Annotated in this window: 18 protein-coding genes; 4 read left to right on the forward strand and 14 right to left on the reverse strand. The window is 57.9% G+C overall.

Annotation, left to right across the window (positions count from 1 at the left end; translation table 11 throughout):
* The first annotated feature begins 158 nt into the window (after positions 1–158).
* Both LDB29_RS26360 and LDB29_RS26365 read left to right on the forward strand, forming a co-directional pair.
* Complete coding sequence (locus LDB29_RS26360) at positions 159–1,040, forward strand: UTP--glucose-1-phosphate uridylyltransferase (RefSeq protein ID WP_257558082.1); 882 nt, start codon at positions 159–161, stop codon at positions 1,038–1,040.
* Between the two features lie 23 nt (positions 1,041–1,063).
* Positions 1,064–1,321, forward strand: a complete 258-nt coding sequence (locus tag LDB29_RS26365) for a hypothetical protein (RefSeq protein WP_257558083.1) — start codon at positions 1,064–1,066, stop codon at positions 1,319–1,321.
* Between the two features lie 57 nt (positions 1,322–1,378).
* On the opposite strand, the gene LDB29_RS26370 is transcribed toward LDB29_RS26365, so the two are convergent.
* Positions 1,379–1,780, reverse strand: coding sequence for a lytic transglycosylase domain-containing protein (locus LDB29_RS26370; protein ID WP_306812593.1), 402 nt, complete (start codon positions 1,778–1,780; stop codon positions 1,379–1,381).
* A gap of 708 nt (positions 1,781–2,488) precedes the next feature.
* Between LDB29_RS26370 and LDB29_RS26375 the strand changes: the two genes are divergently transcribed.
* Both LDB29_RS26375 and LDB29_RS26380 read left to right on the forward strand, forming a co-directional pair.
* Entirely contained in the window at positions 2,489–3,787 is a 1,299-nt protein-coding gene (locus tag LDB29_RS26375; protein ID WP_257558084.1) for a hypothetical protein, read from the forward strand.
* 93 nt (positions 3,788–3,880) lie between these two features.
* Positions 3,881–4,312: a MucR family transcriptional regulator gene (locus LDB29_RS26380; protein WP_257558085.1), complete on the forward strand. Its 432-nt coding sequence runs from the start codon at positions 3,881–3,883 to the stop codon at positions 4,310–4,312.
* A gap of 884 nt (positions 4,313–5,196) precedes the next feature.
* On the opposite strand, the gene LDB29_RS26385 is transcribed toward LDB29_RS26380, so the two are convergent.
* The 13 genes from LDB29_RS26385 to LDB29_RS26440 form a co-directional block, all read right to left on the reverse strand.
* Positions 5,197–5,493: a hypothetical protein gene (locus LDB29_RS26385; RefSeq protein WP_257558086.1), complete on the reverse strand. Its 297-nt coding sequence runs from the start codon at positions 5,491–5,493 to the stop codon at positions 5,197–5,199.
* 35 nt (positions 5,494–5,528) lie between these two features.
* The gene (locus LDB29_RS26390; RefSeq protein ID WP_257558087.1) at positions 5,529–6,767 is read right to left on the reverse strand and encodes a hypothetical protein; all 1,239 of its coding nucleotides are present in this window, start codon (positions 6,765–6,767) and stop codon (positions 5,529–5,531) included.
* The gene (locus LDB29_RS26395) at positions 6,767–8,968 is read right to left on the reverse strand and encodes a polysaccharide biosynthesis tyrosine autokinase (RefSeq protein ID WP_257558088.1); all 2,202 of its coding nucleotides are present in this window, start codon (positions 8,966–8,968) and stop codon (positions 6,767–6,769) included. The genes LDB29_RS26390 and LDB29_RS26395 overlap by 1 nt, the downstream gene beginning before the upstream one ends.
* A gap of 12 nt (positions 8,969–8,980) precedes the next feature.
* Entirely contained in the window at positions 8,981–9,688 is a 708-nt protein-coding gene (locus LDB29_RS26400; protein ID WP_257558090.1) for a polysaccharide biosynthesis/export family protein, read from the reverse strand.
* Positions 9,689–9,738: 50 nt separating this feature from the next.
* Positions 9,739–11,094, reverse strand: a complete 1,356-nt coding sequence (locus LDB29_RS26405) for an O-antigen ligase (protein WP_257558092.1) — start codon at positions 11,092–11,094, stop codon at positions 9,739–9,741.
* Positions 11,095–11,151: 57 nt separating this feature from the next.
* Positions 11,152–12,384, reverse strand: coding sequence for a DegT/DnrJ/EryC1/StrS aminotransferase family protein (locus LDB29_RS26410; protein WP_257558094.1), 1,233 nt, complete (start codon positions 12,382–12,384; stop codon positions 11,152–11,154).
* Complete coding sequence (locus LDB29_RS26415) at positions 12,378–13,025, reverse strand: acetyltransferase (protein WP_257558096.1); 648 nt, start codon at positions 13,023–13,025, stop codon at positions 12,378–12,380. Before LDB29_RS26415 ends, LDB29_RS26410 begins: the two co-directional genes overlap by 7 nt.
* On the reverse strand, positions 13,022–13,618 hold the full coding sequence (locus tag LDB29_RS26420; RefSeq protein WP_257558098.1) for a sugar transferase: 597 nt from the start codon (positions 13,616–13,618) through the stop codon (positions 13,022–13,024). The genes LDB29_RS26415 and LDB29_RS26420 overlap by 4 nt, the downstream gene beginning before the upstream one ends.
* A complete protein-coding gene (locus tag LDB29_RS26425) occupies positions 13,615–14,922 on the reverse strand; it encodes a glycosyltransferase family 4 protein (RefSeq protein WP_257558100.1) in 1,308 nt (435 codons plus the stop codon). The genes LDB29_RS26420 and LDB29_RS26425 overlap by 4 nt, the downstream gene beginning before the upstream one ends.
* Before the next feature lies 1 nt (position 14,923).
* A complete protein-coding gene (locus LDB29_RS26430) occupies positions 14,924–16,450 on the reverse strand; it encodes a heparinase II/III-family protein (protein ID WP_306812594.1) in 1,527 nt (508 codons plus the stop codon).
* Positions 16,451–16,939: 489 nt separating this feature from the next.
* Positions 16,940–18,322: an O-antigen polysaccharide polymerase Wzy family protein gene (locus LDB29_RS26435; protein WP_257558105.1), complete on the reverse strand. Its 1,383-nt coding sequence runs from the start codon at positions 18,320–18,322 to the stop codon at positions 16,940–16,942.
* Positions 18,315–18,758 (reverse strand): serine O-acetyltransferase, encoded by a 444-nt coding sequence (locus tag LDB29_RS29500; protein WP_373886385.1) that lies wholly within the window; start codon positions 18,756–18,758, stop codon positions 18,315–18,317. Before LDB29_RS29500 ends, LDB29_RS26435 begins: the two co-directional genes overlap by 8 nt.
* On the reverse strand, positions 18,755–19,717 hold the full coding sequence (locus LDB29_RS26440; protein WP_257558108.1) for a hypothetical protein: 963 nt from the start codon (positions 19,715–19,717) through the stop codon (positions 18,755–18,757). The genes LDB29_RS29500 and LDB29_RS26440 overlap by 4 nt, the downstream gene beginning before the upstream one ends.
* Positions 19,718–19,726: the final 9 nt, after the last annotated feature.

Genomic DNA, 19,726 nt, shown 5'->3' on the forward strand with positions numbered 1-19,726 from the left:
CCATCCCATTTTCCGGCGTGAAGCTTCTTGCCATCCATCCCCATCAGGCGATCATTCCGGCAGGAGTCGCGGAGGAATCACAAGATTCTGGACAGGTGAGATGGTGTGATGCACTGTGCCATTGAGAAATCACGCATAAGCGGAGGAATGGAGATCCTATGGCCTATAAGCCGATCCGCAAGGCTGTCTTTCCCGTCGCGGGTCTGGGCACGCGATTCCTTCCCGCCACCAAGTCCGTGCCGAAGGAATTGCTGCCGGTTGTCGACCGTCCGCTGATCCAATATGCGGTGGACGAGGCGCGGGAGGCGGGGATCGAGCAGATGATCTTCGTCACAGGGCGCGGCAAGGGCGCGATCGAGGATTATTTCGACATGGCCTTCGAGGCCGAGGCCACCCAGCGCGAGCGAGGCAAGGATCTCTCCGCGCTGGATGGCACGCGCCTGTCGCCGGGCAGTGCTGTGTTCCTGCGCCAGCAGGAGCCGCTCGGCCTGGGCCATGCCATCTGGTGCGCGCGCGAGATCGTGGGCGACGAACCCTTCGCCATCCTGCTCCCCGACGAATTCATGAAAGGCGCGCCGGGCCGCGGTTGCCTCAGGCAGATGGTCGAGGCTTATGACAGGATCGGGGGCAATCTCGTTTGCGCGCTGGAAGTCCCGATGGCCGATACGCCGAGCTACGGCGTGATCGATCCCGGCAAGCGCGACGGCGCGTTGACGCAGGTAATGGGCCTGGTCGAGAAGCCCGCGCCGGGCACGGCGCCCTCCAACCTGATCCTGCCGGGGCGCTACATCCTCCAGCCCGAGGTGATGAAGATCCTGGAAACGCAGGAGAAGGGCGCGGGCGGTGAAATCCAGCTGACAGACGCCATGGCCGCGATGATCGGGCAGCATCCCTTCCATGGCGTGACTTTTGACGGCCGCCGCTTCGATTGTGGGTCGAAGGCCGGCTATATCGAGGCCAATCTGGCGCTTGCGCTGGAACGTGACGACCTCGCCGCGCCCATACGCCGGTTCGCCCTGCGGGAACTGGGGATCAACTGAAATCCACCCTGAAGGAATGGTCAATGCCGGACAGCCATGACAAGCCTCCCCCCGACGCCGCGCTGGTGAGAGCCATGGGAGGAGCCTTGTCGATCCTTACCACCCTGTTGGCTCGGCAGGGCCTGCTTCGCGTGAGCGATGTCAGCGAGCTTTTTGGCGTCTATGCGGTCGCCACAAGCGAGATTGATGACGCGGAAGGGCAGATTTTAGGGTGCTGGGCCGCCATGCTCCGGGACGTGGCACAAGATCAGGCCGTCGGATCCTCTGCGTCCGCCAGATAGCCTGGCGCGCCGCCGCTAGGCTGTCGGCTTGCCTCCATGGGATGACTGGACGAACAATCAGAAGATGGTGACCTCGGCCAGTCGCATCCCGGCCATCTGTCCCGATGCCGCCGGAATGCCCTGGAAAGGCCCTGCCCCGCTACTTAACCGACGCCAGTTGGCAAGGGTTCGGGATACATAGTCCTGGGTCTCCGCTATGCGCGGCACAGCCCCTTTGCGGATACGGCCCGGTCCAGCGTTGTAGGCGGCAAGCGCCAGATGATAGGCCCCATAGCGATCCAGCTGGGTTCGCAGATAGCGCGCTCCTCCTTGCAGATTTTGCACTCTGTCATAACGGTCCACGCCCATTTCGATCGCCGTTGTGGGCATGAGCTGCGTGAGCCCGAAGGCCCCCTTGGGAGAGATGGCGGACGGATCATAGCGGCTCTCACTGATGATCATGGCGTCGAACAGACCCACTGGAAGATCATATTGGCATGCCGCCGCGCGCATGAGGCTGAAATGGGCGGCGCGCCTTCGCTCTGCAATTGTCTCGAGAAATCCCGATGGCCGATAGGCAACTGGCGCGCAGCCAGATGGCGAACGCCCAGCGCCTGCGGCCTCGGGCCTCATCCATGCGGGGACGTCAATCGCCGTGGTCATGTCCGGCGCTGGCGAGGCGCCCGTGCCGTCAGGGCCGTGTGCCCTCGCGCCCGAAGCAGCCATCATCGGACGATCTGTTGTCAGCATCCCGACTTCGTGCGTCCTGAACGAGGGTCGTGAATCGCTATCCCTCTGCATCGCATCGGAAGGACTGACCACGGGCAGCTCGGGCCATGGCGATGGGACCCGCCTCATCTCTATCAGTTGCACCGTCCTGCCGGCCGTCATGGATTGGGCGGCGGCTGCGCCAGGCAGGAGCGCGATAACGGCCATGACTACCCGAATGCTCGGCATCAATGCTTCTCCAATCCTTGCAGGAACAAGCAGAGCGCCCCTGATTATGCTTGTCAATCCCCGCGCCATCGACAAGACTGGAGTATCCCAGCGATCGGAAGCGCAATTCGGCAGAACTCAGCGATCACCGGTCAGGAACTCGCGCAAGAGAGGAGATGGGGCAGCTGTGGTCGGGGGTAATTGGATCCTGCGCCGTTCCAGGTCCCGTCCATTGCGCCTGGCACACAGACAATGTGGTTGATCGATCGGCAGACCGATGGCGCCGCTAGGGGCCGCAGGATCGCTCTGCCGCCGGTTCTGCGCGACGCGCTCATACGCTGGTATGTCGGCGCAGGCAGCCAGCAGGACGAGGCGGCAGGCATAATGCTTGTCCAGCAGGCGCGGATCGGCGCCAAGTGGATAGCATGCGATTGCCTTGGGAGGTCGGCGCTCCCTCCCATATTGACACCGGCCTATCTCAGCGAAGCGGAAACCTATTATCTGCGGCGCCTCACGCAGTCGAACCGGCCCGAGCACCGCGCCGATTGCCCCTTCTTTCGCGACCAGGCGACCAATCGCATCACCCATGTGCACAACCGGGCAACCCCGGTCGAACCGCCAACAGGCTTCTTCCAGGTCCTGCTGCCCGCGCCCGACAAGCTCGCCCAGAAGCCGCAGCGGGACCTGATCGACGATCGTACGCGCGACGCCTCCATCCCGCGCCTCGCCCGGCTGCTGCGGCGGCTGATCGACCTGTCCGGCGTCAACCGGCTTTCACCCCTTGGACAGACCCCGGCCGTCCATTCCATCGCGCATGAATTCCGGGCCCTGGGTCGCGCGGCGGGACAGATCGAAATCGCTCCGGGCATCGAGTTGGTCCGTCTTCTATGGACGCATGCAGCCGCGCTGCATGGGAAACAGGTCTATGCCGCGCTTCGCAGAATGGCGGAAAACTGGCCCACGGGACATGCGCCGCAGGCCTTTCTCGCGCTGTTCGCTGAAAAATTCGAGGGCAATATCATCAGGCCCGCGGGAGCCGACCCGTTCTATCTCGCCAATCGAGTGCAATCACCGTCGGTTCGATCCAATCGCATCGGCGGGCCCTATCTCATCCTGGTCGTTGTCGGACAATATCCGGAGTCCCGGGGATATTCCCCGCTCAGAGCCTATGCCCAGCCTATCCTGTCGGGCCGCTGCTTCGTGCCGGTCGAGTCCGAAGCCGAACGCACGGTCCTGCGGGAATTACTCCGGGCGCGCCATGCCTTGCGGCGCGAAGGCGTTGAATGTGCCATCGAGAAGCCCGTCTTCGATTCCCTGACCCCTGCCGGTCCATTCCGCCCCGATTTTCTGGTCGAGGCCCGCTCCATCGAAACCGGTGAGATAAAGCAGATCATCCTCGAGGTTAAAGACAGCGAGCAGCCGGCGCCGGCTCTGGATCCCCAGACACCCTCATCTCCTCTGCCGCGATCGACGGCGCTCCTGAAGGTCTCGTCCAACGACTGCGAGCAGCACAGGCTTCCTCGAATGCTACTCGATGCTATAAGCTTTTGATCCATTCCTTCGCCAATGGTCATTGCCACATTTACTTTTGCCGTTCCGCACTACAAGAAGCGCCGGCATTGCCCCCCGAATAAGAGTCCCTGCATGGCACAAGAATCCGGTTCCGATGTCGCCGCTCTCACCGTCCAACTGCTAAGCGCCTTCGTTTCGAAAAACCCGCTGCCGAGCGATCAGCTGGCGCAGTTGATAAGGACGACACGTGCCGCGCTCAGCGAGGATGTCGCCGGTGAAACCTGCGTCCCGCAGGAATACAGGCCCGCCGTGTCGATCCGCCAAAGCCTTGCCTCGCCCAGGCACATCATAAGCCTGATCGACGGCAAGCCGTACAAGAGCCTGAAGCGCCACCTGAGAGGGCATGGGCTGACACCCGCGGAATATCGCCTTCGGTACAAATTGCCGGCAACCTATCCGATGGTTGCGCCCAGCTACTCGCAGCTTCGCCGCGCCGTCGCGCAAAGGACCGGCCTCGGCTACACGAGACGGGCCAATGCCCATCGGGCGAAGACGTCACGATAAAGGCCTTCGGCAGGCCACGACCCGATCGAAACGGCTGATATGCTCACTGCCCGGACGACTGCACGCGCATCCATGGCATAGGAGAGGAAGCCGCCACCGTTGAGGGAAGAGTAATCAGTAGCTGCGCGGCCTTGCAGTAGCGGTTCAGCCATGGCGCCCATCAGCATGCGGGGTGCAACGCGCGAAAAATCTTTCGATGAACAGCCCTGCGACGGCAACTCTCGTGGCCGGTTCTGGCGCAGGAAATCCGTACTGGATGCTTGACGAAACATTCCTTGAAGATTTGTCCCATGCTTCATCTTGTCGCTGCGCAGTGCAGGAAATCGGCAGGGATTGACCCTTCTCCCGACCCTGTGCAAAAACCGCTTTGCGATGCGTTGCAGAACGCTTCAGGGGTCTCGACGTCGGTCCGGTGCAGTGGGATATCGGCGTCGGGATTCCCCATCTTCAGCATGATCGGGAGAGGTCCGCGCTTGCTTAGCGTCGTGGCCCGCCATGTTCATTATGTTGTGAAGCAAAAACAACGGGTTGTCAGAATGTCCCGGCGCCAAGGGGGTCATCGTGTCGCTCAAAGCAACGGGGTGGCGCCGGGATCTCTGAAGGCCATAAGGGTCTGGCAAGCTTCAGGACCGGGCCACTTGTCACGACAGGGAAATGTCAAGCCGGGTCGGAACATTAATAGCCGCTGTTCAAACCGATGTCGAAACAAAATTTCGGACTTCTCAAGGAATCATTATTATATTGTCGTCCAATGCAGAGAAAGGATAAGGTTACACACGCATTCGATGGTCTGTAACCTGTTCGTTCCTTGAGACGCTTATTAACAGAATGGAAACACTCTCGGGAAAACCGGTGTTTTCGCGCCTGCCCTCGCCAACGCCGTCCTATCGGCGCGCCGGCCGAATTCGCGTACTCCGTTCCGCTGCGACCTCGAACGGCGACGTCGTATTGGCCTGCGGATCATAATAGCGATCGATCCTGTTGCGGATGCGGTTTTGCACCCGATTGGCAATCCGGCTGTTCAGGCGGCCGAGCGGCTTGATATCCACCCGGACGCTGTTCTTTGTTTGACGCTGGCCCGCCTGGCCAACGGCGGACTGGGCGATCTCACCCGCGCTCGATGCTACTTGCCCGTGGGCGTGGGTGGGCAGGACGGCAGAGAGAAGCAGGAGAACTCCCATCAAGGATTTGCGCGATCTCGAATGTCTTGCCATCATCACTCGGTCGCCTTCGCCGGACGCAACAGGAGGTGTGTGATCTGGCCCGACACTCCCGCGATGTCGTCGGACGATCGAGCGACCAGGGCAAGAATCTGCACCGGGCAGTCCGCAGGGATGCTCATAGCGCCTGCGAATTGTCCATTTTTCTCCGTCGAATTGGGGACGTCTGCCCGAGCGACCTCGCGTCCTGACCGGCAGCGGACCCTCCAATAAGGCCGGGAGCGCGCTGGCTGCTCGACCCCGACGCTACGGCCTTCCAGCACATAATCGCCTGGCGGGAGCATCTGAAGCTGCTGAAGCATGATTCCGCCATTGCCCATCGAGATGCTGAAATCGAATAGACCCCCGCCCTGGTCCGAGAGGATGGACCCCGATACCCCGCCCCGCGACGTGGCAATCCAGTCGAAAGACGTGGGCGCATCTATCACGGCCGTGAAGTTGGGATCGCGGGACCGACCTTTGTGGACCCCTTCGCGGAACGACGCATAATATTGCCACGCATCCTCGAAGCGTCCGGCGGCCAGCAATCTGTTCGTGATCGTTGCGCTCGCAGGACCGGAAACCGGAAAGCGCTTCTCCTGCAAGGTGCGGAAAAATGCGGCGGCTGCCACAGGATCGCCGTCGCTTCTTGCAACATGGTTCACAAAATCACTGCCCCAGATAGGCTGAGACCTGAGAAGCTGAACCAGCCCGTTGCGGATCGCCGGATCACCAAGCGCTGCGATGAGCACCGGATAGAGCACGCCTGGCGCATCCTTCTTGGTGCGCAGCGCAATGTCATAATGCCGCAGAGCGCCGACGATATCACCTTGTGCAACGGCAAGTTCAATTGCCATCAGCTGCGTGCGCAGATCCCGCCTGGAAAGCATCTGTGAATAGCCAAGCAGGCGCTCAGCTGCCGCTCGGTCACCCTTGAGCAGAGCAGCAACGGCAAGCGTCGCCACCGCTTCGACGGCGGTCGGATCATGCCGAAGCGCCGCATTGGCCACCGCTACCGCGCGAGCCTGATCGGCAGCGCTGGCATTGGGGCCGCTCAGCAACTGCGAATAGCGGCCTGCAACATGACCATTATTCGGCGCCAGCGCATATGCCAGCTCAATCCGGCTGTCGGGCAAGACCAGCGCGACCGACTGCATGACACTGATCGTGCCCAGCGCCGCAGCGATGCCGGCCAGCACCAGTCGCACGCTCCATTTAAGAGGAGCCTGCATCCGGTGCTGCACCCGTCCCAACATCAGGCTGCTTCGGCTTCTGGATCGCGCCGGTAGCTATAGCCATATTCATAACCATAGCTGTATCCGTAATGCGCCTTCTTGGCGTCGAACTTGGTAAGGACACTGCCGACGATCCGGACATTGGCGCTGATGAGCCGTCCAATGGCCTCCTTCACCAGGTTGGTGCGGATACCATGCGATTCCACCGCATAGATAACGCCTTCCACCTTGCTGGCGATCAGCGGCGCATCCGCAAGCCCCATGACAGGCGGAGAATCGATAATCACATGATCAAAATATTCCAGCAGCCGGGCAATGAGCTGCGAGAGCCGGTCACCTGTCAGCAGTTCGGCGGCATTGGGCGGCAGCGGACCAGATGACATGGCGGTGAAGCCCAGCTCATCCATATGAAACAGAAGGGACTGAATATCTTCTTCCCCGCTCAGGAAATTGCTGAGACCCCGTTCATGCCTGACACCTCCCAACTGATGGATGGAAGGGATGCGCATGTCGCCATCGACAAGGATGACCTTCTTCCCGGCCCTCGTGAGCGTCGATGCCAGGGCAAGGCAAGTGGTCGACTTGCCCTCGCTCGGCCGGGTCGAGGTGACGGCAAATGACCGCGGTACCCCGTGGGCGGTCGTGAAGGACAGATTTGTCTGCACCGCAAGATAGGCATCTACAAGGTCGGACTTGCGGTCGAGCAATGTTTCCTGCGGAACCTCCTCGATCTTGGGAATCGATCCAAGCAGGGGCAGGCCCAACTCGCGCTTCAGTTCCGCAGGATCTGTGATTCCTTCATCCATCTGTTCAAGAGCGAATGCCAGCGCTGCACCGATCCCAAGGCCAGCGAGAATGGCGATGGCCAGGTTGAGCATCAGCCTCGGGCTGGATGGCACCTTGGGAACCTGCGCCGGGTCGACGACAGAAATATTGTTGACGCCCACGCCGCCGGCGACGCCGATCTCCTTGAAGCGCTGCAGCATGCCGTCATAGAGTGCCTGATTGGTATCCACTTCCTGTTGATAGATATTATACTGGATGCTGCGACGGCGCAGATCGAGAAAATCGCCCTTGAGTTCCTCGACCTTGGCGCGCAGCGCCTGTTCCTGTTCCTGCGCCTGACGATAGTCCGCGAGAAGCGAACTGCTGACGCGCCCTTCTTCCCTCGCGATGCTGCTATCGAGCTGCGTGATCTGAGCCTGGACGGCATTGGCCGCAGGATAGCCGGGTTCAAACTGCGTCATCAGCCTCTTATATTCGGCGGCCAGTTCAGCACGGCGCTGCCGGAGGCCGTTGATGGTCGGATTGGCGAGCGCTTCCGACGATGCGCCGGCCTTTCCGCTTTCCTGGTAGCGCGCTTCCGCCTGGATCCGGTTGGCCGTCGCCTGTGCCAGTGCCGCGTTGAGCGAAGCCAGGTCATCGACGACGATGGACCGCTCGGCGCTTGATTCGCCGTTGCCCGACTTCGCGGGCAGATTGATGATCTTCGCTGCCGACGCATAGGAGACCAGTTGGCGCTGGGATTCGTCGAGACGTTCCTTGAGCTGCGCCAACTGGCGCTGCAACAGATTGCGGCCATAGGAAGTGGCTTCGATCTTGCGCTCGAGATTGGTCTGGATGAAATTCTGCGCCCAGGCATTCGCCACTTTAGCCGAGAAGTCCGCGTCAGGACTCGTAAAGCGGATGTCCACCAGTCGCGACATCCGCGTAGGACTGACGTTCAGTTGCTTTCGCAGGATCTCTCCGGCGATCCGCAGCCGGATCGTCCGTCCCGACGGAGCATAGCGGCCATTGACAAGCTTGAACGCGGGATTTTCGCTGCTTGCCCCGAACAGCTCGAAGAATTTGGGTGAATCCATGAGCTTGAGCTCAGCCGCGACGCGCTCGGAGAGCGAGCGTGATTGCAGCAGCCCATATTGCGTCTGGTAAAATTCCTGGTCTGCAATGCTCGCGTCGCGCTCCACACCCTGCAAATCGGTGACCTTGTCGGCCTCTCGCGAGATCTCGATCGTCGATGATGCGGTATATTGCGGGGTCATCAGGAGGGTAACAATCAACCCGATCAGGAAGCAGGCAGCCACCGCGCCGAGGATGACATAGCGCCACCGCATGGCGATGCCCAAATATTGGCGGAGGATGGGAATCCCCGCCGGTTCCGCCAGGGACTGGTGCAAGGCGGACGCCGCGTCGTCGCCGAACTTGGATGTTATAGCATTCATCTGGATCAGGCCTTAGCGCAAGACGGCAACAAGCGGGGCGGCAACAAGCGGCGCCAGGGAAACGATGTCCCGGAACAGCCGGCGTTCCGGGGAATCGCCCACGACGACAACGTCGTTGGCATAAATGGGCGGATCGGCATAAGCGCCCCGGCGGATCGCTCCGAGGTCGTAAAGCCCGGCCATGCGCTGATTGTCTACGGTCCGCAGGATCACCACCTGCTCCTTTCGGGCGAACTCATTGAGCCCCTTGGCCGAGGCGATGACGCGCATCAGCGTCATCTGGTTGGTGACCGGATAGAGGCCAGGCTCGGTCACTTCACCGTCAACCGTGACGACCTGGCTGACCGAACTCTTGATGTTGACCGTCACCTGCGGGTTGCGAACATACCCCTTGAGTGCGACTTCGATGGTGCGTGCCAGCTCGTCTGCAGTCTTGTTACGGGCGTCGATCGTGCCAATCAGCGGCATGGCAATCCGTCCGCTTGCATCCACCTGCATCTCGCGGCTGAGGTCGGGCACGTTGAAGATATCCACCCCGATCGTATCAAGCGGCCCGATGAGGGCAGGCCGGTCCGCAGCGCTCAGATCACTGCGGTCCGGTGCAGGCAGCCCCTGGCTGTCGGGTACGACCGTCAGCTGCGCACTCGGCTGGGGGGGCGGCGTTCCGGCACATCCCGCGACGCTCGCGGCAATAATCAGGGAAACTAAAATTTTGCGCATGCGTCTGAATTCCACACCCCAAAGAATCGGCCATGCATTAGATGCAGATATCACGTTCGTAAAGCGACGTGTTTGGCGCCTTGGCTAAGCCAGAGACCAGCAATCACAATAATCGCCATAAAGATCGGGGTTCGAGCTGGATAATCAGTGAGGCTCGCTACAAGAATGAGAAGCAAAATGCCTGATCCCGCTTTGGCCAGCCTGTGCTGTGCAGACCCCGCGCGCCAGACGCGAATACTTGCCGACACATACCAGCCCAGGGAAACGAGGAGCAGAAGCAAAGCCGGCAACCCGCCATCGAGAACGACCTCGAGAAAATCATTATGGGCGTGGTTGAAATAAGTGCGTTTCAAAAGCGCGAACGGCTCGTGGATCCGGAATATCGGGTCGAAGCTGCCGAACCCGGCGCCGGCGGGGAAGTAGGTGGCGACCATGGAAAGCACCGTGGGAAGACCTCGACTGCGCATGTCCTGTCCAGGGTCCAGTTCAAAGGCTCGACTGATCGATTCAGCCCGATCGGCAGCGATGCTGATGAGGACGAGCAGCGCGATCACACCGATCACCGATGCAATCAGAACCACGAACGCCCATCGTGGCGCATGACGGATCTCGTGTCGGATGTCGCCCCATGACAGCGCCAAGCCCAGGATGATCGCCAGCAAGCCCGTCACGATGCCCGCTCTCGATCCCGTCGCGAGGATGGTGAGGGCAAATAGCATGACGAGAGCAAGAGCGGCGGGCGCTCGCCATCGATGGCCTGATTGCCCAGAAAAGGCCCATCCTGGCGCGATGATGCAGCTTACCGCCAGGAAGAGCGCGAAATGGTTCCGGTTTGCAAAAATGCTGCTGACGCTGCCTGGCGTGTCGTTGACCCATGGATGATCGAAGGCGAAACCGCAAAATTGCCAAAGCCCGATCAGCATTGAGAGGAAGATCATTCCCAGTAACAGGCTCGGGAGCCAGCGCTCCTCGTTGTCTGCTAAAGCGCTTACAAGATATAGCGTGACGACGGGAATGATGAACGAGGATGCCGCATTGACGGTGGCCCATGGCACGATCGACCAGCTATGCCATAACGGTTCGCCCAGAGAGGTTTCAGGAAAGGGTTCCCGTCCCGGTAACAAGGTCCAGATGCTGGGTGGCAGCGGCACAAGCTGGAGAAGAACGAGGAGGAGTGCCGCAGCCAAGAGCCATGCAACCGCTCCTGCCTTGGCCGCGCTCGGCTTCAAGCCGATCAGGAGCGCGATCACGAGCAAAAGCCATGCGATGGTTCGTATTGCAACCTGACTCATCACATCCGCATGGGAGGCGCCCCCGGCGACCCACAAGCCGCTCAAGAGGAAGAGCAAAAGCGTCAGCGCTGCACTCGACGGACGTGAGGGGGCGATTGAGTTGACCATATTCATTGGCCGGTAAACCCAAAGTCCACGTTGAACGGCTGGATCACGGCCTCTCGCCTGTGCTCATGCAAGCGCCAGATTTTCCGTCCCGGCAGCTTCCGTTAGCACTTCCCCGAGGATCGCTGCGGTCCGCGCCATGTCTTCAGAAGAAAGTGTGGGATGGACAAGGAACATAAGGCTCGTCTCACCGAGGGCCCTTGCATTGGGCAACGGCGATTGCGGACGCCAGCCTGTGCCATCGAACGCCTTCTCCAGATAGACTTCCGAACAGGAACCTTGAAAGCAGGGAATCTCGCGCGTCGCGATTTCGTTCACCAGTCGGTCCCGTGACCAGCTTGGCGCTAAATTCTCGGGCCGGACATAGGCATAATATTTATAATAGGCATGGATCGAACCCTCCTGCCAATCTGGAGGGCCCATTGTGAGTGAGTCACTCAATCTGATGAGGCCATTCTCCCCCGCAAAGGGAACCAGCGCTTCATGGATAATAGTCGCGTTTCTGGTCCGTGCCTGCGTCCACTCGGACATCTTGCGCAACTGAATCCGGCCAATGACGGCTTGCATCTCGAGCATGCGCCAATTCGTGCCGATGCTCTCGTGCAACCAACGGAAGCCCGGAGGATGCGCCCGCGCATAAACCGCGTCCCAGCTCTTGCCATGGTCCTTGAAAGACCACATCCGTGACCAGAGTACCGGATCACTGCAGGTCACCATCCCGCCCTCGCCACCCGTTGTCATGATCTTGTCCTGGCAGAATGACCACGCGCCAACATGACCGATCGAGCCGACGCTGCGCCCCTTGTAGCGGGCGCCGTGGGCCTGTGCGCAGTCCTCGATAACCTTAAGGCCATGTAGCTCGGCCAGCTTCATGATCGGGTCCATGTCGCAAGGCCAGCCCGCGAGATGCACCACGATGACCGCCTTTGTGCGCGGGCTCATGGCTGCCGCGATAGTCTCGGCGGACAGATTGCCATTGATCGGATCGACGTCTGCGAAAACCGGAGTGGCGCCCGCATTGGCTACGCAGGATATCGAAGCGATGAATGTCCGCGGGGTCACGATCACCTCATCACCCTGCCCGATGCCCAGGCCATGCAGCGCAAGATCGAGCGCCACGGTTCCATTCGCGACAGCGATTGCATGGTCAACCTCCGCCCACTGGGCGAATTCCCTCTCGAACGCGCGACATTCTTCGCCAGTCCAGTAGTTGACCCGACCGCTCGACAACACCGCTGAAACGGCGTCCACCTCTTCCGAGGAATAGGACGGCCAGGGCGCGACCTTCTGATTCAGCATGCTAATTCCTTTTCGAGCTGCCGAGCGGGAACGCCAACAACCGTCGTGTAGGCAGGCACATCCTTGGTCACAACGGCACCCGCTCCCACCGTGGCGCCCTTCCCGATCCTCAGCGGCCGGCCCGGTTGCCCCTGTTTGATGACCGCCCCCGAGCCGATATAGGCATGATCCTCAATGACGATATTGCCGTTGCATTTCACGCCGGGCGCAAAGGTGACAAAATCGCCTATGACGCAATCATGCTCGACATAGGAATAGAGATTTGCATGGAAGCATCGGCCGATCCGGATGTTTGAGGTCAAGGTGACGAATGGCGAGAGAATCGCGCCCTCTCCTATGACAACATCATGCATTTCGACGACATTCTGAGCCCGCGCTTCAAACAGGGGAATTCCTGCGTCCGCACATTTGTCGGCAAGTTTGGCCCGTACCTCCGAATTGGCAATCGCGAGGCAAACCCTCTTTTCAGCCGGATTGGCGCGAAAGGCCTCCCAGGACATGACGGGATAGCCGTTCGCCTGACTCATCGGCGCATCGTCGATGAACACCAGGTCTGCGTCTTGGCCATGGCGCGCGCGTACGATGGGCATCACGCCCCGTCCGCAACCGCTCGCACCATATACGCCCAACAAGGGTTTCATATTTCATTTCCCTGGAACTTTGACATTGTTGCCTCTCCCGCGGCACTGATACCGTCCCGCGCTACCACTTTGAGTAGGGTGAGCAGGAGGATCTTCACGTCGAGCCAGAAAGTCTGATGATCAACATACCAGACATCCAATGCCAGCTTCTCCGGCCAATCGAGAGCATTGCGGCCGTTGATCTGAGCCCATCCGGTAATACCCGGCCGCAATTCGTGCCGCCGCAGCTGCGCCATCGAATAGCGCGGCAGATATTCCATGAGCAGAGGGCGAGGCCCAACCAGGCTCATATCACCTTTCAAAACATTCCATAGTTCAGGCAGCTCATCGAGGCTGGTAGCACGCAGGAAGCGGCCGAAGCGCGTCAGTCGCTCGGCATCACCTAAAGGTTGTCCCTCAGCATCATGCGCATCGCGCATCGTCCGGAATTTGATCATGCGAAATGGCTTCGTGTCCCGCCCAGGGCGCGTTTGCCGAAAGAGGATCGGAGAACCTAGGTCGAGACGCACCAAAATCGCAAGCACAGCCAGCACTGGCGAAAGCAGGAGTAATGCAATTGCTGCGACGGTGATGTCGAACAGACGCTTTCTCATCTGCGTTCTACCGCCAACGTTGTGCGCTGTGTGGTCCGGACGGCGGTGTAGAAAGGATCCTTCTCGAAATCGTTGCGCTTCAATCCCGCCGTGACCCAATCAACCCACTGTCCCGAGAGATATTCACGGCTCATGGAGCCGCGCGCGAATGCCGCTGCATTGTGTCCCATCGCGGCCAACGCAACGCGGTCCTCTGCAGCTTGCTGGAGGGCGTCCGCAAACGCCACAGGAGAGTCGGGCTGCACGGCAAAGCCTAGTTCATGCTGATCGATCATGCCGGCCAGCCAGCCCGGATAGTTGTTGAGCACCGGCAGGCCTACAGACAAATAGTCGAAAAATTTGTTGGGTGAGGTGCCATAGGCAAATTCGGGAATATTCCGCAAAATCTGTAGGCCCAGGTCCGCCTCCCGAAGTAAGGACGTCAAACGCCTTTTCGAAACCGGATCGAAGAATCTGACATTGGTTAACCGTTCGGCCTTCACTCGCTCGACAAGACGCGCCTTTTCCTGCCCTTTCCCGATAAGCGCTAGGATGATGTCGGTTCGACCACGATTGCGTAACTCGATGCCCGCATCGATTAGGGCATCGAGTCCATTGGCCAAGCCATGCGTACCGCAATAGACTGCGAGAAGCTGACCCTGAGAGATATTGTTGGCCTGCCGGAAGCTGTTGGCCGCCGGTCCACCTTCTGAAAAAAGCTCCACATCGCAGCCATTGGGTATCATGCTGATACGAGAGGCCGGGACACCCCGACGCGCGATCCCATCTACAATGCCAGGCGACAGACCAATACACCGCGTGGCCGAACGATAGGATATCCATTCCAGGACCGACATCGCGCCCAGAACGACCGGATTAGTGATCACTCCCATGGCGCGAGGCAATTCGGGCCACAGATCGCGAACCTCGAACACAAATGGCTTGCCCCGCAGCCACCGTGCGAAAATGCCGGGGATGCCGGCCGTCAGCGGTGTGGTCGTCGCGAATGCCAAGTCATACTTCTCGCGAAGCGCCAATTTGATGGACGCCAACGCGAATTTGACGAAAACACCCGAGCGACGGATGAAACCATCCTCATTGGCATAGCGGAGGTCGAACTCCACAACATTGATGCCATCAATCGTACCGCGCCGGCAACCCTTGTGAAACGGCATAGCCAGACCAGTTGCCCCTTGCGAATAGGATCCGCAGACCATCGTCACACTATGCCCCTGCCGGAGCAAGCGGCGTGCCATTTCATAGGAACGGGTGCCAGCAGCACCGTCAGGTGTGGAAAAATGCTGATGGAAATAGAGGATATGCACGTCAGAATTCGCCTGTTGTAACGATCTTACACGAATGATTGAACGCTATCTCAAGTGTCGGAATCTGCTCAATACGCATATAGTATCTGGATTCGCAAGCATTCGTGAGCGCGATTTTTGTATCGGAATCATTGCAATTTATCAACAAACTCATCTTATTGCTTGATATGCGGTTATTCTCAAGGCGATATGTGTCAGGCAGCAAGCGCCAACGGAGCACGGCAGCATCGAATCGTCCCTCGATCGTATCGGTGCAGGTGAAGCCATGTGAACGGAGAAGAATTTCGCGATGATGGCGCGCGCCGCGATGATCCGTGTAGGCAGCGGCACATCGCAAAGTGTCGCCGCTGCTCACAAATTCAACACGGTGGGCCTTCGGCCAGGCTCCGAAGAGAAACCGACCCAGTCGCGGCATCTGATCACGCCCATCGAACTGCACCGTGTTATGTGACGCGGTCCCCGCAAAATATCCGCTTGTTTCAGGCTCGGCATTGTAGCTGAACGTTCCCGCATCGCGGAGCAGATTCAGCCCGTCCACCCATAGATCCATATGCAGCAGATCGGCCTGGCTCGGACGAAACCGGAACCGAGGATAGCGCAGATAAACAGCTGCCCTCCCCGTCCGGAGCACGTGGAACCCTCCATCATCGAATGTGTCGCTGGCAGGCCGCGACAATGTCGTCGTATCCGGTGAAATGCCCAGCCAGCGCAGTTGAGCGTCCCAAGCCCCGTGATCACCGATGGCGCGCTGACCGCGGAAAAGAACCGAGGCCATCTGCAGCGATGGACGGAAATCACGATAGTCACTTTCCGTCAGTGGAAGGATGCGGACGCCATCATTGGCGCCAAGGTTAGGAGCATCGCCCGACGTACGATCCACCATGGCATCCAGCCAGCGGGTTGCTGCTATCAAACGAGTGTGCATCGTACCCGAGAAAGGAGCCAGATCCCACCGCTGCCTCCACATCTCCACGAAAGAATAGGTGTCGAGCATAAGTCGATGATAAACGACCGAATATTGGCTGAAACTGCCATCAGGCGCGATCAGATGGCGAGCCCGATTTTCCAACCATCTCCTGCCGGTGGCTGCCCAGTGCCTTGCCTTTGGCCAACCAAGCGCCGAAAGGAACGACCCTCCGGCAAACATCGCGGCCGCTTCGGACGTACCGTGGTTATTATCTTGCCCAATCGCATAGGACATGGTCGGAGCAATACGCTCAAGGTGCAGCGCTATTGTTTTGGCCAGCGCTGGCTCCGGCGTTCGCTCCTGTCCGAGAATGATCGCCGTCGCCAACAAATGAATGACCCGGAAGGAAGCCTCCTGCCCACATTTCCAGTTAGCGCCCAGATAAGGCGGGTTATCCTGCAACCATGATTGCAACCAGTGGTTAAGGGTAGCCAGTGCGTCAACATCGCCGTGGGACGCCTGCGTCGCGAAAGCGACGCTCCAGCTGAAGCGTGAGAGTTCCCAGACACCCTTGATATCACCAGAACCGGCAAAATCCGGAATGGCCCACCAATTGCTCACCTTGTCTGCCGGACCGGAACCGAAGGGGCTGTAGTGCCAATCTGGAGCTCCCCCCGACTGCTCGGCGCTGAACCAGTCAAACCACCACAGATGGTTTGACCAACGTTCATTAGGTAGTGGCAAACCAGACCGCGGAGAAGGTGTCCTAAATAGCGCCTCTGAAGGAACAACCCCTCTAATTTGCAGTACAGGATGCCGGCCACATTTCAAACGAAGCCGATAGACAGCCACCCGCGCGACGGATCTCACCCCGAGGCGCATCATAGTCTTCAAGTACAGAAAGGCATTCGATCTCATAAACTTGGGCCCCCCTCAACGCCAGATGGCTATTCAAAGCTCGCACTGAGGTCTCCCACGCCAAGCGACTTTCAAGACCACGTTTATCAATACAGAGCCTGATTCCCTGTTGCCGAGATCACTCAACACAGTCTCGACCCGATAGGAGAATTACCTACATAGCGAATTGTGGACGGTCGATCCGTCGAACGTTCACAATTCAGCTTCCCGACGAACGCTTCGAGCCAAACAATACAAGATCATGAACCATATGGCTTGAGAGTATAGGACACTTTTAGCAAACGAACCAAAATCTAATCTTATGAAGAACGCTAACCAGGGAATAATCGTGGCAAATATGGTCACACCAAACGCATTATTCCTCCAGTTTTCAAAAGCATATATATTAATTCTCCCCAACAGAATAATCATCAGCAAGAAAATCACGAGGCAGCCCGAAAGACCAAAGTTATAAAATGCTTCTGTCGCAGGAAAATATCCCATATTCCCGCCGATAGAGATGAAACGTGGATCGAAATGGCGGTCGGTGTACTCCCCACTAAGAGAAACAACACCTCCATTTATAAAAGACGGCAGCATATACACTGGAGAACTTAGGTAGCTTATTCCCAATCCGAAACCGCGCTTGTCCACAAAGGGAATTTCATCGTAGAGTGTACGAAACGGCGCACCCAACTCGTTATCTGAAACATCGAGCCACTCAACAGAAGCATTATCTCGAATAAAGTCGATGGTCGCAGCCACACCATCCGAAGAGATAACCTGCCTGTAATGTGCGAACGTCGACAAAATAACAAACAATGGAAGCACCACAACACACGCTCCGGAAATTTTCGGCCGGAAGCGTATGATTGAAAAAGCTGAAAACAGGCCACAGATCAGCAAAAACATCGGTCGCCTGATACCGAGATATGCAACGTAGGCTACGAAAAAGACGGTAGCGCAGTACAAAAACAGACGTGCTCTGTTGCGGGCTCCGTCAATAAGTCCGACAGAAAATATCGCTATGAGAGAGACCGCACAAACATATAACCCGATCTCAATAGGTCCTGCTTCGCGCTTTAATAGAGCTCGCCCCGCATAACCCGCGCCAAGATAGGCTTGGAATCCAACAGTAGCCATCACCGCAACCACACTGCCAACCAAGCCGACAAAAAATAGAATGTAGCTCGCTATGTTTATCTGCCGCGCACTTAGCTGATACGAACTTGATATACCATTATTAGATACAGAAACGGACCTAAAACGAACGAAAATAAGACCAAGTGCGAGGCCCATATGGCAAAATATGCAGATAAGTAACCCACGATCAACAATATCCAACGACAGGTCTTTCGGCGATATATGCGCAAATATTGGTAGATTCAGGGAGTAAATCGTAAAGAATAGAACGAAAGCTATGTCAACATGCACGATTCCTGCCTTTCTCGATGAGATTTCGAGATAGCAATATGCCAGTGCAGCGACGCCGCAGATAAGCGCAGCGGCAAGCGACAATCCAGCGACCAACATGGCCGCTGCTAGAACGGCGCCGAGAAAATAGCCCGTTGCCAATATAGGAGTCTGCTCACTCATCGAGTGTCCGATCTACGAATGATCTAATTCGCTTTGCAGGACTCCCACCAACAACCGACCCTGGCTCTACATCGGCATTTACGACCGAATTGGGCGCGATGATCGCATCATCACCTACTTGGATGGGGCCGATCAGAATGCACCCTGGGCCGATATGAACCCGGTCCCCAATTGTCGGCACACCCCCCTTGCCAAAATTCCCGCCAATCAGAACATTCGGTCCAATAGACACGTCATTTCCGATCCGTGTATGGCCGTGAACCACTATACCCAATCCGCCGTAGCCGAGACGGAGGTTGCGCCCCACTCGCAGCCCGGGTGAGATTTGACAGGCGAAAATCAGCCGCACAAAAATTGAGATAACCTTTGCCAGCCCAATTCTACTAAGGAAAGAACTGGCAATTGCGCGTACAAGGAAGCGAATAACATAGGTCATCGGAGTTCTTCCAAAATTTCATTAAACAGGCAAGACGCTCGTTCGATACTAAAGTGCTCCGAGATGAGATCGCGACCTTTTCTAACGCCTTCTTGCGGCTTCTCCGCGCGCGCAATGGCTTGCGTTATCCTGGAGGTGAGTTGATCATCCGAATCAACAAAAAACCAATCACCGGTCTTCTCCACGACAGAAGTCAAGTCCGCATAGGATGCCAGCCGATTTGTGACGACAACCCGATCAAAATAGAGGGCCTCCAAAAGCGTCGCACTTGTTTGATCAGAGACAGGAAAGTTAATACAGACATCGGAATCGCTCATCATCTGCATATATTCTTGATGATCGCAAGGCCTATCGATAAAGATAAAGCGGCTATCATTGAACTCTCGGCGCAGATCATTGAAATATGTCTCGTCACCATTACCGAGCGGAACAATCACCCTCTTGTTTTTCTGATCGCCAATTGCTTGAGCTACGGCGACTAGTACCTCTCTCGTTCGATAGTGTGCAGCCGTGTTTCGCAGAAGCATAATCTTTAACGTCTCACCCGACCCGTGCGCACCGGATCGTCGGATTAGGGCCGTTTGTTGGGTGTCTAAACCTGTATGGAAATAATGAGTTTTCATGCCTACAGTTGGAGACTTCCGCACGATTCTAGCCTTGGCATCCGCAGACGTCACCGTAATAGCAGACGCATTCCTGAGCACAGCGTCAACCATTCGGCTATAAGCAAACCCATGTGGACGCAATATCTCACTGCCATAAACCGTCGCAATATATGAGCGGCCGCTCAACATGGCCGATAGACCGTAACCCGAAGCACCGTGAGCATGAAGCAGTGTATCCGCGGGAAGCGCTCGTAGTCGCAGACCCAAAGCAATGTAGGAAAGCATTTTTCCACGAGTAGATACCAAATTTTCAGTAGCAAAAGTACCCTTCAAAGGATGTACAGAATACAACACATTCACCTG

It is taken from the genome of Sphingobium sp. CFD-2 (assembly GCF_024611135.1).
In the GTDB taxonomy this organism is placed as follows: Bacteria; Pseudomonadota; Alphaproteobacteria; order Sphingomonadales; family Sphingomonadaceae; genus Sphingobium; species Sphingobium fuliginis.

What these genes read in the sequence shown, in the direction of transcription:
- LDB29_RS26360 (WP_257558082.1), top strand. Translation starts at nt 159, where the DNA reads ATGGCCTATAAGCCGATCCGCAAGGCTGTCTTTCCCGTCGCGGGTCTG.
- LDB29_RS26365 (WP_257558083.1), top strand. Translation starts at nt 1,064, where the DNA reads ATGCCGGACAGCCATGACAAGCCTCCCCCCGACGCCGCGCTGGTGAGA.
- LDB29_RS26375 (WP_257558084.1), top strand. Translation starts at nt 2,489, where the DNA reads ATGTGGTTGATCGATCGGCAGACCGATGGCGCCGCTAGGGGCCGCAGG.
- LDB29_RS26380 (WP_257558085.1), top strand. Translation starts at nt 3,881, where the DNA reads ATGGCACAAGAATCCGGTTCCGATGTCGCCGCTCTCACCGTCCAACTG.
- LDB29_RS26385 (WP_257558086.1), bottom strand. Translation starts at nt 5,493, where the DNA reads ATGGGAGTTCTCCTGCTTCTCTCTGCCGTCCTGCCCACCCACGCCCAC.
- LDB29_RS26390 (WP_257558087.1), bottom strand. Translation starts at nt 6,767, where the DNA reads ATGTTGGGACGGGTGCAGCACCGGATGCAGGCTCCTCTTAAATGGAGC.
- LDB29_RS26395 (WP_257558088.1), bottom strand. Translation starts at nt 8,968, where the DNA reads ATGAATGCTATAACATCCAAGTTCGGCGACGACGCGGCGTCCGCCTTG.
- LDB29_RS26400 (WP_257558090.1), bottom strand. Translation starts at nt 9,688, where the DNA reads ATGCGCAAAATTTTAGTTTCCCTGATTATTGCCGCGAGCGTCGCGGGA.
- LDB29_RS26405 (WP_257558092.1), bottom strand. Translation starts at nt 11,094, where the DNA reads ATGAATATGGTCAACTCAATCGCCCCCTCACGTCCGTCGAGTGCAGCG.
- LDB29_RS26410 (WP_257558094.1), bottom strand. Translation starts at nt 12,384, where the DNA reads ATGCTGAATCAGAAGGTCGCGCCCTGGCCGTCCTATTCCTCGGAAGAG.
- LDB29_RS26415 (WP_257558096.1), bottom strand. Translation starts at nt 13,025, where the DNA reads ATGAAACCCTTGTTGGGCGTATATGGTGCGAGCGGTTGCGGACGGGGC.
- LDB29_RS26420 (WP_257558098.1), bottom strand. Translation starts at nt 13,618, where the DNA reads ATGAGAAAGCGTCTGTTCGACATCACCGTCGCAGCAATTGCATTACTC.
- LDB29_RS26435 (WP_257558105.1), bottom strand. Translation starts at nt 18,322, where the DNA reads ATGAGTGAGCAGACTCCTATATTGGCAACGGGCTATTTTCTCGGCGCC.
- LDB29_RS29500 (WP_373886385.1), bottom strand. Translation starts at nt 18,758, where the DNA reads ATGACCTATGTTATTCGCTTCCTTGTACGCGCAATTGCCAGTTCTTTC.